The organism is Desulfuromonadaceae bacterium, assembly GCA_019429445.1.
In the GTDB taxonomy this organism is placed as follows: domain Bacteria; phylum Desulfobacterota; class Desulfuromonadia; order Desulfuromonadales; family JAHYIW01; genus JAHYIW01.
Map to the genome: position 1 here is coordinate 33,101 of JAHYIW010000018.1, position 15,151 is coordinate 48,251.

Sequence of the window (15,151 nt, forward strand, 5' to 3'; positions counted from 1 at the left end):
AAAACTCAAAGGATGGCTCAACAAAAATTTCGTCCTCCAAGGCTTGGTGGTTTTTCCGGGGCGAAGACCTAGATCAGGTAGGTCGAGGTCATGAAAAACCAGCGTAACGCAGTAGGGCGGACTTTTTGCGATGCCAGTAAGGTTAAAGTGAAAATTATTTTCTCTAGTATATTTTTGTTTCTGCTTTCACTTTGCGCCGGTTGCTCGGGTACCGTTGCACCTCCACCGCAGCCGCGTGATACCACCCCGGTTGCTGCACCCTCTGCTGAAGAGGGCTCGCCGGTTGTTGCGTCGCTCGACCCTGCTTCGCAGCAGCCCCCTCCCTCATTACCGGAGATGGAGATGTCAGCAGATCGGGAGGTGGCGACAGCTGCTCCCCCCCGAACCGGGGCCGTGACTCAATTGCCCGTTGACACGAGTCCGGCTTCATCCGTTGTCGAACGCCGCACTGAACTGCTCACCAAAGCCTATGTTGTCAAGGCGGGCGAAACGTTGTGGACGATTGCTGCCGAGCCTGAACTGTACGGTGATGCCCTGCTCTGGTCATTACTGTATCAGGCAAACCGCGATCAAATCAAAGATCCTCGCACCATCTATCCCGGACAAGTTCTCAGCGTGCCACGCAACCTTTCGGTTGAAGAACTCGAAGCGGCGCGCGAGTGGGCACGTAAATCTGAAGTTTTCCCGGTTCATAACGGCACGACCAGATCCCCTTGAGCGTCTTCTTGCGCGAGCTTTTCCCTTGACAGCTTTTGGGCGCTTGTATACTGTATACAATCTTTGGCGCGGTGCACGGTGACACCAGCGCCAGGGGATTCAGACTCTGACAGGGCGAATTGATGTTCGTCTTTTGTTTATGTATCTGGTCATACCGAAACTATCGAAGGAGAGAAAAATGGCAAAAATTATCTGGACCAAAATTGATGAAGCACCAGCCTTGGCGACTTACGCTTTACTGCCGATCGTTCAGGCGTTCTGCAAAGGCACCGGCGTAGATGTCGAGACCATGGACATTTCGCTGCCAAGTCGGATCCTGGCGAACTTTCCGGAGAATTTGACCGCAGCGCAGAAGGTTGCCGATAACCTGGCGGCTCTGGGTGAGCTGGTGCAGAAGTCGGAAGCCAACATTATTAAATTGCCGAACATCAGTGCGTCGGTTCCTCAATTGCAAGCAGCAATCGCCGAGCTTCAGGCAAAGGGGTACAAAATCCCTGATTATCCCGAAGAACCGAAAAATGATGCAGAAAAAGCACTGCAAGCGCGTTTTGCCAAGTGTCTTGGCTCCGCTGTTAACCCGGTTCTGCGTGAGGGTAACTCTGATCGTCGCGCGGCGGCTTCGGTTAAAAAATTCGCCCAGAAGAACCCGCACCGCATGATGCAACCGTGGCCCGCGCCCGGCACCTCCAAGTGTCGCGTTGCCCACATGGACGCTGACGATTTTTATGGGACTGAGACATCAGTTACACTGGACAAAGCAACTGACGTGAAATTCGAATTCGTCGGTGCTGATGGTGCTGTTACTGTTCTTAAAGACAAGCTGTCCTTGCAAACAGGTGAAGTTCTTGATTCATCTGTCATGCATGTTGCTGCTCTGCGTGATTTCTACCGCGCAACAATCGCAGAAGCCAAAGAGAAAGGCGTTCTTCTTTCTCTGCACCTTAAAGCAACAATGATGAAAATTTCTGATCCAATCATGTTTGGTCATGCCGTTTCAATCTATTTCAAGACCGCTCTCGATAAGCACGCAGAATCTATTAAAGAAATTGGTGCTAACATCAACTTCGGTATCGGCGATGTGTTGTCAAAGCTGAATCGGCTTCCGGCCGCCAAACAGGCTGAAATTGAAGCAGATATCAATGCCTGTTACGTTGAGATGCCCGCTCTGGCGATGGTTGACTCGCGTAAGAACATCACCAACCTGCATGTTCCTAATGACGTTATTATCGATGCTTCGATGCCGAACGTTGTGCGTGATGGGGGACGGATGTGGAATCGGCAGGACGAACTGCAAGATACCATCGCGATGATTCCTGACCGTTGTTATGCAACTATTTATCGTGAAATTATTAAAGACTGTAACATTAACGGCCAGTTTGATCCCTCCACCATGGGGAGTGTTGCCAACGTTGGTCTGATGGCTCAAAAAGCTGAAGAGTACGGATCCCATGACAAAACCTTCCAGGCCCCTGCCGCAGGTACGATTCGTATCGTCACCTTCGCTGGTGAGACATTGCTTGAGCAGCAAGTTGCTGAAGGCGATATTTTCCGCGCTTGTCAGGCGAAAGACGCACCGATCAAGGACTGGGTCAAGTTGGCAGTAACCCGTGCGAAAGCTTCCGGTGAGCCGGTCGTTTTCTGGCTCGATGAAAACCGTGCACATGATGCACAAATCATCAAGAAGGTTAACAAGTATCTCCCTGAGTTTGATGTTGCCGGTTTGGATATCAGCATTATGGCACCACAAGATGCGATGAACTTCTCCATTAAGCGGGTTCGTAGGGGTGAGAACACTATTTCGGCAACCGGCAACGCGCTACGGGATTACCTGACCGACCTGTTCCCGATCCTCGAACTGGGGACCTCGGCCCGCATGCTCTCCATCGTTCCTTTGCTGGCTGGTGGTGGTCTGTTCGAGACCGGTGCAGGTGGTTCTGCTCCGAAGCATGTTGAGCAGTTCCTCAGAGAAGGCCACATCCGCTGGGACTCTCTCGGCGAGTACTGCGCCCTGGTTCCGTCTCTGGAACAGGCTGCTGCAGCCGACAATAACCCGAAGGCTGCAATCCTCGCCGAGACCCTCGACGCCGGAATTGGCCAGTATCTTGAGAACCAGAAACTGCCGTCGCGTAAGGTCAGGGAAATTGACAATCGCGGAGCCAGTTTCTACCTGGCTCTCTACTGGGCAGAGGCTCTCGCTGCCCAAAACAAGGACGCTGATCTTAAGTCCCGTTTCACCGGAGTTGCCGCTGAGCTCAGAAAGAACGTCAAAAAGATCGATGCTGAACTGATCGACTGCCAGGGTTCCCCGGTTGACATCGGCGGGTACTTCTATCCCGATCCTGTTAAAGCTGACAAGGCGATGCGCCCGAGCGCGACCTTGAACGCAATAATCGACGCCATGTAATCCATTGCTGTGTCAAAAAAAGGGCTTGGGCGTTCACGTCTTGGCCCTTTTTTTCTGATTTTTCAATTGAGGAGAACAGTTGTTTAAAACGCAAATGGATAAAATTATTGCAAGGCGCAAAGGGTCTTGACAGCCAAAAGTTGTTTGTATACTGTATGCAATGTTATGAGGTTTTGATAATCTGGGATCGTTTGAGGTTCCGTCGCAGCCGGCAATTGTAATTCCGGCAAAATTTATTCCGTATAAAAGGAGAGAGAAATGGCTAGATCTAAAATTGCTCTGATCGGTGGTGGACAGATTGGTGGCGTTCTTGCTCAACTGGCGGCTCTGCGCGAGTTGGGAGACGTTGTTTTATTCGATATCGTCGAGGATATGCCGCAGGGCAAAACTCTCGACATCGCCGAGGCGTCTCCGGTCGACGGTTTTGATGTCAGTGTGACCGGAACCAACAGCTACAAAGACATCGCCGGAGCTGATGTTGTTATCGTCACCGCCGGACTGCCGCGTAAACCGGGGATGAGCCGTGATGACCTGATCGAGGTCAATTCCAAGATCATGACTTCCGTCGCCGAAGGAATTCGTGACAATGCACCGAATGCTTTCGTCATTGTTATTTCCAATCCGCTTGATGCCATGGTGACCCTGTGTCAGAAGGTCACCGGCTTTCCGCCGGAGCGGGTCATGGGGCAGGCCGGGGTGCTTGATTCCGCCCGTTTTGTTTCCTTTATTGCGTGGGAACTCGGTGTTTCCATTAAAGACGTGACGGCAATGACCCTTGGTGGTCACGGCGATACCATGGTGCCGCTGGTGCGTTATGCCAGTGTGCAGGGGATCCCGGTCATGGAACTCCTTGAGCAGAAGTACGGCAGTGCCGCCAAGGCTCAGGAAGTGATGGACGCCATGGTTGCCCGGACCAAAGATGCCGGTGGCGAGGTTGTGCGTCTGCTCAAGACGGGCAGCGCTTTCTACAGCCCGGCTTCATCGGCGATTGCCATGGCGAGCGCGATCCTCAAAGATCAAAAACGCGTACTGCCGGTTTGTGCACTGCTGCAAGGCGAATTCGGGGTTAACGGTTTTTACGTTGGAGTCCCCTGTGTGCTGGGTGCCGGTGGCGTTGAGAAGATCCTTGAGTTCAAACTCGATGCGACCGAGCAGGCTCAATTTGATCATTCGGTTGCCGCAGTTAAAGAGCTTGTTGGAAGCATGAATTTGTGATGTTTTAAGGTTCGCCAAATGACTAGAAGGGCAATGGTGACATTGCCCTTCTTTCTTGGCTGAAATCATTTATTTTTCTTCTCCTGATCGTTTAAATATTATCCGAGGTTAAGTTTTTTAAGGTTTTTTTAGCTCGACTGTAAATAGCGAAGTTCTGCATTAATTAACTTGATTAAAATTCACCGGTTATGTTACCACTTCAACGTTTATTCATGTCATCTTTGACGAAATATATACAGTAAAGGAGAAAACCCGGAATGAGCAGTCCTAAAGCTAAACTGGAAATTATTGAACGCTACTGTAAAGGGTGCAGCATTTGTGTTGAATTCTGCCCCACTAAGGTGTTGGCAATGGATGCTTTCGTGGTCAAGGTTGAGAACCCCGAAGCGTGTATCGCTTGCATGCAGTGCGAACTGCGGTGTCCCGATTTTGCCATTAAAGTCCACAAGCTGTAATTGAAACAGGAGGTTAATTCGTGGCTAAAAAAGTAGCTCTTATGCAGGGCAACGAGGCGTGTGCTCAAGGCGCACTCTATGCTGGCTGTAGTTTCTTTGCTGGTTATCCGATAACCCCGTCAACCGAGGTTGCCGAGGTTATGTCGATTGAGCTCCCGAAGATCGGCGGTAAATTTATTCAGATGGAAGACGAAATTGCCGCAATCGCTGCCCTGATCGGTGCTTCATTGACCGGGGCCAAGGTGCTTGATTCAACGTCCGGCCCAGGGATGTCCCTTAAGCAGGAACTCATCGGCTATGCCTGCATTGCCGAAGTCCCTTGTGTCATTGTCAATGTTCAGCGTGGTGGCCCGTCAACCGGGATGCCGACTGGTCCTGGCCAGTCTGATATGCAGCAGGCCATGTGGGGCACGCACGGTGATCATGCCGCAATTGTTCTGACTCCGGCTTCTTGTCAGGAAATTTACGAAGAGACAGTCCGAGCCTTTAATCTGGCTGAAAAATATCGTATGCCTGTACAGATTCAGATCGATGAAATTTGCGCGCATATGCGCGAGCGTGTTCAATTCGCCGAGCCTGGCGAAATGGAAGTTATCAATCGCGAAGCCCCATCCGTTGCTGTCGAAGACTACAAGCCCTATGACGCCAGTAAAGGGCTGATTCCCCCTTTAGCCGCTTTTGGTAGCGGCTATCGTTATCATGTGACCGGCCTGAATAAAGCAGAAGATGGCTTCCCGACGACCAAGGCTGAGTTGGTTGATGCTGAAGAACGTCGTCAGATCGACAAGGTCATGTTGAATTTAGCTGATATTCTGAAAAATGAAGAGTATTTGCTTGAAGATGCAGAGATCGTGCTCTTTGCCTATGGCTCAACAAGCCGCAGTGCGCGTTATGCCGTCAACGAACTACGGAAGGAAGGTGTCAAGGCCGGAATGTTTCGTCCGCTGACCATGTGGCCTTTCCCCGATGCACGGGTTGCCGAGCTGGCGGTACAAGCCAAGGCGATTATCTGCCCGGAAATGAATCTGGGACAGATGGTGCGTGAAGTTGAGCGTGTCGCCAAAGGAAATTGTGAAGTGGCCCATATCGGGCGTGTCGATGGTGAGCCGATTAATCCCGGCCAGATCATCGACAAGGTCAAGGAGGTTCTCTAATGGCTTACGATTACGAAAAATCTATCCGCCCCGGCAAGTTGCCTCATATCTGGTGCCCAGGCTGTGGCCATGGAATCGTTATGAAAGGTCTGATCCGGGCCATGGATACCTGTGAACTTGACCGAGATAATACGGCAATTGTCTCCGGTATCGGTTGCGCCAGCCGCCTTCCCGGTTATCTCGATTGCTGTACCCTGCACACCGCACACGGTCGTGCTGCCGCATTTGCGACCGGTGTTAAAATGGCCAAACCTGACATGAATGTTATTGTCTGCGGCGGTGATGGTGACGGTACCGCTATTGGCGGCAACCACTTTATCCACGCCTGTCGCCGTAACATCGACCTGACCTATGTCATAATGAACAATTTAATCTACGGCATGACCGGTGGTCAGTTTTCGCCGTGTACCCCGACCGGTGCCATGGCTTCGACCACCCCCTATGGTAACCCTGATCCGGTCTTCGATATCAGTAAGTTGGCAATCGGTGCCGGTGCAACATTTGTTGCCCGGACTACGGCGTTCCATGCGACCCAGATCGATAAGCTGATTGCTGAAGGGATTAAACATAAGGGGATGGCGATCATTGAAGTCCTTGATGATTGTCCGACCACCTATGGTCGTCGTAACAAGTTTCGCTCTGTTACGGACATGATGAAGCGTCTTAAGGACATGGCGGTTCCTGTTGCTGCAGCCTCAAAAATGACAGCTGAGCAACTTGAAGGCAAGGTATTGACTGGCGTTCTTTATAAAGAAGAGCGTCCTGAGTACACTGCCCAGTACGCCAACGTCATCAAAAAGGCGCAAGGCGCCTGATCTCACTTAAGGAGAATTGAAATGGCTGAAAGATACGAAATTCGATTTTCCGGTGCGGGTGGTCAGGGTCTGATTACCGCCGGAATCATTCTTGCTGAGGCTGCTTCGATCATTGAGTCGAAATATGCGGTCCAATCGCAAAGCTACGGTCCTGAGGCCCGTGGTGGCGCATCAAAGTCGGAAGTTATCATTTCTGATAGTCCGATTGATTATCCGAAGGCGACGATTGTCGATGCCTGTCTGGCAATGACCCAAGTAGCTGCTGACAAGTATGCTAACGGGATTAAATCCGGCGGTCTGTTGCTGATTGACGAGGATTTTGTTAAAAATATTCCGCAAGGCGACTTCAAAGTCTTGAAGATGGCAATTGTTCGGACGGCTAAAGAAGAAATTGGTCGTGAAATCGTCGCCAACGTCGTTGCGTTGGGTGCGATGATTGCCCTGACCGACGTTGTTTCCCGCGAATCGGGAGAAAAAGCGGTTCTTGCCAAGGTTCCGGAAGCATTTCTCGACCTGAACAAAAAAGCCTACAATCTCGGCTATGACAAGATCAAAACGCTGATGAACTGATTTTTCCTGAAGTCAGTATTAAAGGCCCGGTGGATTTCCATCGGGCCTTTTCTCGTGGTGCGCGATCCCCCGTTTGTCAGCCTGTTTTCATTTCTGACCGGATACATTTGCGGTTGTAAGCAGTCGCACGATGCCCTTATAATCTGATTCTAAAAATATTTTCACAAGTTTGTCGCGGTCGAAGCCGGGATGTGGATTGATGGTGGATCAACGGGAACGCATGCAGCGCTGAGAGATGAAATTCTTCGGCGCTTTTTTTGTTGGGATGGGGTGGGTGTGACTTATTATGTCATGATTAGGCGATAGAATTTGCAATAATTCATTGCCATCAGGAGGTGTGTTTGTGGAGGATTTATTAAAAGTGAAGTCGTTTTATAGCTACTGGGGCAAGACAGCAGAGGACGGGAGTTATCATCTGCTGCCCTATCACTGCCTGGACGTGGCGGCGGTTGGTCGTGTACTCCTATCGAAGGATGCTGTATTGCGACGCAAATTTGCGACCATTATGGGTCTCGATGAATTAATGTGCACTCGCTGGATGGTTCTGTTCCTGGCTTTTCACGACGTAGGTAAATTCTCTGAAAGTTTTCAAAATCTTCAACCAGCCCTATTGAAGAAACTACAAACTATTACCAGCACTAAGCAATACACAGCACGCCATGACAGCCTCGGTAATCTTTTTCTTAAATCTGCCTTTGAGAACGAAAACCTCGCATTCCCCTTAAATGAGTCATTCGACAATTGGCAAGATGTCACTATGTCAATTGTTAGAGCATATACCGGTCATCACGGCGTACCGCCGCAGATGAGAGGGATAAACGGCTTGCCCTTGAATTTTTCCAGTTACTTTGGCGAAAGTGATTCCGCCGTCGCAGAACAGTTTGCTCGCGAAGTTGGCTTACTGATTTGCGGCCCCCCCGAAGAATATATACTTCCATCACCGGTTGAACTTGAAGAACGGATGAAAAAAGCATCATGGCTGATGGCCGGTTTTGCTGTACTCTGCGACTGGATCGGATCGAACAACACTTGGTTCCCATTCTGCGAAGAAATGATGCCACTTAGTGATTACTGGATAACTCGCGCCATTCCGCAAGCCGAGCAGGCTATTCGTGAAGCGGGGATCAATACCGGAATGCCAATATCTGAACTGTCCGGGTTTTCGGGACTATTCCCGAAAATAGCTGTTCCAACACCATTGCAGACGTTTGTCGACCACTGTCCGATTGGAAATTCGCCTCAACTTTTCATCCTTGAAGATGTCACCGGTTCCGGCAAGACAGAGGCGGCGCTGCTTCTGTCTGGGCGGTTGATGACTGCCGGGTGCGGGAACGGCTTTTTTGTAGCGCTGCCGACCATGGCAACTTCCAATGCCATGTATGACCGCATGATCGAAGTCTACCAGCGGCTGTTTACCAAGGGGACATCTCCCTCGATTGTGCTGGCCCACGGCGCACGCCATCTCTCAGAAACCTTCATGACCTCGGTTGCCGGACACAGTGCTGCTTCATTAGATGAAGAATCAGCTTCCGCTCAATGCTCAGCATGGTTGGCGGACAATCGTAAAAAGGCACTCTTAGCGGAGGTGGGTGTGGGCACACTTGATCAGGCACTGCTGGCGGTGTTACCGGCCCGTTTCCAGTCCTTGCGGCTCTTCGGTCTGGCGAGCCATATCCTGATCGTAGACGAGGTCCATGCCTACGACCCGTACATGAACAAGTTGCTGCAAAACTTGCTGGCCTTCCATGCCGCCCTTGGTGGTAGCGCAATTTTGCTTTCGGCGACATTGCCGACACATATCAGACGTGATTTCATTGCTGCCTTTGCCCGTGGTTGTGATGTCCAACAGAAACCAGTGCTATCAAGCTGTGCTTATCCTCTGGCAACCGCCTATAGCAAGGAAGCTGGGATACAGGAAAGACCGATTGAAGCCACACCTCAACGCCGCTGTCGTGTGGCGGTAGACCTTGTTGCTGATGAATCAGGAGTGATATGTCAGATTGTGGAAGCGGCAAACAAGGGCTGGTGCGTCTGCTGGATTAGAAACACCGTGCATGACGCGCTGCACGGCTATACACAGTTAAAGGATCGGCTGGCGAAAGATAGTTTGATGCTGTTCCATGCCCGTTTTGCTATGGGTGATCGTCTGGATATTGAGAGTGCCGTTACCTCGGCTTTTGGCAGGACGAGTTCAGCACACGAGCGAAGCGGCAAGGTGCTGATCGCGACACAAGTCGTTGAACAATCACTTGATTTGGACTTCGACTTGTTGGTTACTGATTTGGCTCCTATGGATCTGCTGATTCAGCGTGCCGGTCGGCTTCATCGACACCCGCGTGATGCACAAGGAAATCAGTTGGCAGAAGGACCAGACAGACGGGAGTCTCCCCGCCTGATTATTCATGGCCCGCTTCCCGATGATAATGTTGCTGACCACTGGTATAAAGCGGCGTTTCCTAAGGCAGCTTTCGTCTATCCAAGCCATGGTTGTCTTTGGTTGACAGCTAAACTTTTGGCAGAAAAAAAAGAGCTAAAGATGCCGGATGATGCACGGGAGTTGATTGAGGCGGCATTTTTAGAGAGCGCAGATAGAATTCCCGTGCCGCTACAGCAACGTGATATTCAAGCTGATTCTAAATGGCAGGCGGATAAGTCCCTCGCTCATATCAACATGCTCAAGCTGGAGGAGGGATACGAAGCTACCGTAAACCAGTGGCGGGAAGACATGAAAACCCCGACTCGGTTGGGCGAGATGGTCACCACAGTACGCTTGGCTCGATGGGATGGCACGTGTTTGACCCCTTGGTATTCTCACGGAAGATTTTCGTGGGACATGAGTCAGGTGAGTATCCGATGTGGTTTGGTTAATGAAGAAATTACGCATGTTGGTGGTCTGGGCGACGCTGTTGCTCGTTTAAAAGAGCAGTTACCGGACAAAGGTAAGTGGACGGTTTTTGTTCCACTTCAACGCGGTGATGATGGGCGTTGGCATGGTGTGGCAATGAACAAAAGCCAGGAAATTATGACCCTGGAATATGACCCCCTGACTGGAGTCACGGTCACAAAGAAGGAGGGATAGATGCAATTCAATCTGATTGATGAACAATGGATACCGGTAATCCGCCGGGATGGAACAAAAACCATGATTGCCCCCTGGGAGGTGACGAAGGACTTTAGCGAAAATCCGGCAGTTTTTCTCGATGCTCCCCGTCCGGATTTCAATGGTGCACTGATCCAGTTTCTGATTGGGTTGGTTCAGACGGTTTCCGCGCCACAGAATAGGTCGGAATGGCACAAGAGGCTAACAGACCCGTACGCGCCGAGTGAACTGAAAGAGAAGTTTTCGTCGGTGCGACATGCCTTTGAGCTAGGAGGGGATGGGCCAAGGTTCATGCAGGATTTTGAAAAACTTATCGTCAACCAAGGCGAAATCGATGGTCTTTTGATCGACATGCCAGGGGAAAGCACAACCAAGAAGAACACGGATCATTTTGTAAAACGTAATACTGTGGTTGGAATGTGTCCGTCATGCACTACTACAGCCCTTTATGCTATGCAGACTAATGCACCAGCTGGTGGACAAGGGAATCGAACTTCATTGAGAGGTGGCGGGCCACTTACAACGCTAGTTACCGGAGATAAGCGGCACGAAACCTTATGGCAACTTGCGTGGCTGAATGTTCTGGAGTTCGGGACATTTTCTAATATTTGCGGTAACGCTGGCCTAGCCACAGATTCAAGTAAGTTTCCTTGGATGGTAACAACCCTGACAAGTGAGAAAAAAGAAAGTGTCTCTCAACCGACCGACTTTCATCCATCAGTAATGTATTGGGGTATGCCACGACGTATAAGGCTGAACCTAGAAGATTTAATGTCAGGCAATTGTGACATGTGTGGCAAGTCATCCGAGGCTCTGATTAACAAGTATCAGCAAAAAAACTTTGGGATGAATTTCACCGGAGCTTGGTTACATCCGTTGTCGCCGTACAATGCAAGTAACGGTAGCGAACCAATTCCAGCACACCCTCAACCTGGTGGAATAAGTTATCGGCACTGGCTTGGTCTTGTTCAGCAAGACAATAGCGATAACAAGATGCCAGCTCGTGTTGTTCATGAATTTATCAACCACCGCCAACGAGATGGTTGGCAGTTCCGCATTTGGGCCTTTGGTTATGATATGAAAAACATGAATGCTCGTTGTTGGTATGAGTCGTCAATGCCGCTGTTATACATTGATTCCTCTATCAGATCAGAATATGAAAATATCGTGGCAAACATGATCAAGGCGGCAGTTCTTGTAGGGGGCAATCTGAGGATTGGTCTTAAGAATTCGATACATGGCCGAGCTGTTGTTGACCCGATTACTCGAAAGATCAAATGGGAATACAAGGATATAAAGAAACTCCCTATTGATGAAGATAAGCGGCGAGCGAAAGTTCTTTTCGAAACAAAAGAGGATACCTCTTTGGTCTCAGTAGAATCCTCTTTCTGGCAAAACACAGAGCCTAAATTTTATGCACTACTGATAGATATTTCGAAAGACTTAGTGAGAGGAACAGTACCGAATCCTTATCTGAAAGAATGGCATAACTCTCTTTGTTTTGAGGCTGAAAAAATGTTTGATGCATATTCTTGGGAGTTAACCATTGAGGATTCTGATCCAAAACGGATAGTTCTGTCTCGTAGCGAACTGCAGAAATTCAATAGGAGCAATATGATCACAAATCTTCTCAAATTATAGGGGCAGCTGAATCACAAAAAGGAGGTTGCATGAGTACGAAGTATTTAAATTTCGAAAAAAATTCACCTGAGATGCAGGCGCTTGCTGCTTGGTGGCAGGCGTTGAACGACAACAGAGGAGATCGGGCCGAACTGCGACGATGCGCAACCTTGGCCGAGGTGGCATTTACTCCGGCCTATCACCGATTGCGTCTGGCTGTTGGCCGATTTGGTGCGCCACATGATGATGGTCTGGCCCTTGTCGCAGGCCTGGCAGCTCGTGTGAAAAATGATATTGCCAATAGTCCGTTTGCAGAGCAGATGGCAACCGGCAAGGCAGACGGCTCTGCCAGGGTAAGCGGCCTGCGCTTCCGGAGACTGCTCAAGGTAAAGGAGCCTGATGAGCTGTTTACTGCCATGGGGCGCGTGGTGGCCCTTTTGGGAAACGCAGTCAATCTGCAAAACCTTGCCAAAAGTGTTTATTTCTGGAACGACAGAACCCGCAAACAGTGGGCTTTTGAATACTATTCGAAATCACCGTCAGAACAATAACTCATATCGCCCAAAGGAGAACTTGAACATGAGTACATTTATCCAACTGCATCTGCTGACTTCGTACCCCCCTTCTAACCTCAACCGCGATGATCTGGGGCGTCCCAAGACTGCTATCATGGGAGGCAAAACCCGCTTGCGTGTTTCGTCCCAGAGTCTCAAGCGGGCTTGGCGAACATCGGATCTGTTTACCGAAGCGATGAAGGGACACATTGGCACCCGTACCAAGACGATGGGAGTCGAGATATATAATGCACTGAGGGCAAAAGGGGTTGCCGAAGGTAATGCTAAAACATGGGCTAAACAGATTGCCGAAGTCTTCGGAAAAGCCAAAAAAACAAATGCTGCCAAACCACTGGAAGAGCTAGAAATTGAGCAACTTGCTCACTTTAGCCCGGAGGAGAACATCGCAATGTTTGTCCTTGCTGACAAACTTGCGGCAAGCAACACGGCCCCTTCTGCTGATGATCTCAAGCTGTTAATGAAGAACCATTCTGCCGTTGATATCGCCATGTTTGGCCGGATGTTGGCCAGTTCACCCGCTTTCAATACTGAAGCCGCTGTGCAGGTTGCTCACGCCGTAACCGTTCACGACGTGGCGGTCGAAGACGATTACTTTACTGCTGTCGATGACCTGAATAATGGCGAGGATGACTTGGGGGCAGCTCACATCGGCGAAACCGAATTTGGCGCCGGGGTGTTCTATCTCTATCTCTGTATCAATCGTGATCTGTTGGAGGCGAACCTCGGAGATAAAACGCTAGCAAAGAAGTCGCTTGCTGCACTGGTTGAGGCCGCAGCCAAAGTAGCACCAAACGGAAAGCAGAACAGTTTTGCTTCTCGCGCTTATTCTTCCTACATACTGGTTGAAAAGGGCGACCAGCAGCCCCGTTCACTCTCGGTTGCATTCCTCAAGCCGGTGCGCGGAGAAGATGTCCTGGGTAAGGCTATTACAGAAATTGAGAGCAAGCGGGCGAACATGGAAAAGGTTTACGGCAAATGTGCAGAGGCTACGAAAACCATGAATGCTGAAACTGGAGCAGGCAGTCTGGACGAAATCATTACTTTTGTAACGGAGTAGACCATGCGCGATTATTTGCTTTTCCGCCTGTATGGGCCGCTGGCCGCGTGGGGTGATATTGCCGTGGGTGAGTATCGCCCCAGCTTCGCCCATCCCAGCAAATCGGCCATTATCGGGCTTTTAGCTGCTGCTCTTGGTATCCGCCGTGATGAGGAAGACCGCCAGAGAGCTCTGGCCGAATCCTGTTCCTTTGCCGTCAGGGTTGATTCCATGGGAGTGCTTTTGCGTGACTATCACACAACTCAGGTCCCTTCTGTCAAGAAAGGAGTTGTGCACTACACCCGGCGTTCCGAGTTGGCAGCGGATAAACTCAATACTATTCTTTCCAGTCGCGATTACCGTTGTGACGCTGCCTATACGGTGGCCATTACAGTAACAGAGGGTTCACTTCACACTGTCCAACAATTGGCAATTGCTCTGGGAAAACCGGTCTTTGCCCTTTATCTGGGACGCAAGTCATGTCCGCTTGCCCTGCCATTACAGCCACAGGTTGTCAACGCGGCAACATTGCGCGAGGCTCTAGAGTCAATACCCACGGCCGAAGAGTTCTCGGAAATAATTCAGAAAGGTGCTGTCACAGTTTTCTGGGAAGATGACAAGTCGAGCGGGCTTGAACGGCAGCAATCTATAACCCGGCGTGACGAACTGCGATCACGCAAGCGCTGGCAGTTTAGTGAGCGACAAGAAAACTGCGGTATTCTGCGGAAGGGGGAAGAACCATGTACTTCAGTATGATCAAGCTCCGGCGGGATGTTTCCCCGCGTGACATAACTGAGCTGACTAGAATGAACGGATACCAGGCGCATCAAATGATCTGGAATCTGTTTGCCGACCGGCCCGATCGGCAACGGGATTTTATCTATCGCTATGAAGCGGTCAATGGCTGGCCAACCTTCTATACGGTTTCAAAACGCGAGCCGGTTGATGCTTCCGGGATGTGGGAAATACTGCCAAAGGAATACACGCCCCAACTTCGGGCCGGTCTGCGCCTTGGTTTTACCGCATGCGTTAATCCAATCCGCTCACGTCGAGATGAAAACGGCAGACAACAGCGTCATGACGTGGTGATGGAGGAGAAGCTGCAACTAAAGAGCGATGGGAAGGACTTTGATCTGCCAGAAATTGTTCAGAATATCGGCATGCGGTGGCTGGATGAAAGATCTGCCACCTATGGATTCAATATTTCAAAGGAAGGAATCAGGGTTGATGGCTACCGGCAGCACAAGTTGTTCAAAGGAAGGAACGACAAACCCATAACTTTCAGTACGCTGGATTTTAACGGCATTTTGACGGTCACCGATCCGGCTGTTTTTGTGGAGAAGTGTTTGTTTGACGGCATAGGCCCGGCCAAAGGTTTTGGCTGTGGGTTGATGCTAGTTCGGCGGGTTTAATGCTGCCATCGGCCCTGCCAAAGCCTTTGGCTGCAGATTGGAAGAGCAGTTGTATCCTAACCAGAAGTTTTCATACGG

13 protein-coding genes are annotated in these 15,151 nt (G+C 50.3%); all 13 read left to right on the plus strand.

Going from position 1 to position 15,151, the window contains the following annotated elements; translation table 11 throughout:
• Nucleotides 1-90: 90 nt before the first annotated feature.
• The 13 genes from K0A93_08715 to cas6e all read left to right on the plus strand — a co-directional run bounded on the left by K0A93_08715 (nt 91) and on the right by cas6e (nt 15,073).
• Nucleotides 91-717: a LysM peptidoglycan-binding domain-containing protein gene (locus tag K0A93_08715; protein ID MBW6512175.1), complete on the plus strand. Its 627-nt coding sequence runs from the start codon at nt 91-93 to the stop codon at nt 715-717.
• Between the two features lie 178 nt (nt 718-895).
• Nucleotides 896-3,121, plus strand: coding sequence for an NADP-dependent isocitrate dehydrogenase (locus K0A93_08720; protein ID MBW6512176.1), 2,226 nt, complete (start codon nt 896-898; stop codon nt 3,119-3,121).
• A gap of 258 nt (nt 3,122-3,379) precedes the next feature.
• On the plus strand, nt 3,380-4,336 hold the full coding sequence (gene mdh / locus K0A93_08725; GenBank protein MBW6512177.1) for a malate dehydrogenase: 957 nt from the start codon (nt 3,380-3,382) through the stop codon (nt 4,334-4,336).
• A gap of 257 nt (nt 4,337-4,593) precedes the next feature.
• Nucleotides 4,594-4,791: a 4Fe-4S binding protein gene (locus K0A93_08730; GenBank protein MBW6512178.1), complete on the plus strand. Its 198-nt coding sequence runs from the start codon at nt 4,594-4,596 to the stop codon at nt 4,789-4,791.
• Between the two features lie 20 nt (nt 4,792-4,811).
• A complete protein-coding gene (locus K0A93_08735; protein ID MBW6512179.1) occupies nt 4,812-5,945 on the plus strand; it encodes a 2-oxoacid:acceptor oxidoreductase subunit alpha in 1,134 nt (377 codons plus the stop codon).
• A complete protein-coding gene (locus tag K0A93_08740) occupies nt 5,945-6,760 on the plus strand; it encodes a 2-oxoacid:ferredoxin oxidoreductase subunit beta (protein MBW6512180.1) in 816 nt (271 codons plus the stop codon). Before K0A93_08735 ends, K0A93_08740 begins: the two co-directional genes overlap by 1 nt.
• A 21-nt stretch (nt 6,761-6,781) precedes the next feature.
• On the plus strand, nt 6,782-7,330 hold the full coding sequence (locus K0A93_08745; protein ID MBW6512181.1) for a 2-oxoacid:acceptor oxidoreductase family protein: 549 nt from the start codon (nt 6,782-6,784) through the stop codon (nt 7,328-7,330).
• Between the two features lie 343 nt (nt 7,331-7,673).
• On the plus strand, nt 7,674-10,409 hold the full coding sequence (gene cas3 / locus K0A93_08750) for a CRISPR-associated helicase Cas3' (GenBank protein ID MBW6512182.1): 2,736 nt from the start codon (nt 7,674-7,676) through the stop codon (nt 10,407-10,409).
• A complete protein-coding gene (gene casA / locus K0A93_08755) occupies nt 10,410-12,071 on the plus strand; it encodes a type I-E CRISPR-associated protein Cse1/CasA (protein ID MBW6512183.1) in 1,662 nt (553 codons plus the stop codon).
• Between the two features lie 29 nt (nt 12,072-12,100).
• Nucleotides 12,101-12,601, plus strand: a complete 501-nt coding sequence (casB, locus tag K0A93_08760; protein ID MBW6512184.1) for a type I-E CRISPR-associated protein Cse2/CasB — start codon at nt 12,101-12,103, stop codon at nt 12,599-12,601.
• A gap of 28 nt (nt 12,602-12,629) precedes the next feature.
• Entirely contained in the window at nt 12,630-13,682 is a 1,053-nt protein-coding gene (gene cas7e, locus K0A93_08765; GenBank protein MBW6512185.1) for a type I-E CRISPR-associated protein Cas7/Cse4/CasC, read from the plus strand.
• Between the two features lie 3 nt (nt 13,683-13,685).
• Nucleotides 13,686-14,417 (plus strand): type I-E CRISPR-associated protein Cas5/CasD, encoded by a 732-nt coding sequence (cas5e, locus tag K0A93_08770; protein ID MBW6512186.1) that lies wholly within the window; start codon nt 13,686-13,688, stop codon nt 14,415-14,417.
• A complete protein-coding gene (cas6e, locus tag K0A93_08775; GenBank protein ID MBW6512187.1) occupies nt 14,402-15,073 on the plus strand; it encodes a type I-E CRISPR-associated protein Cas6/Cse3/CasE in 672 nt (223 codons plus the stop codon). The genes cas5e and cas6e overlap by 16 nt, the downstream gene beginning before the upstream one ends.
• Nucleotides 15,074-15,151: the final 78 nt, after the last annotated feature.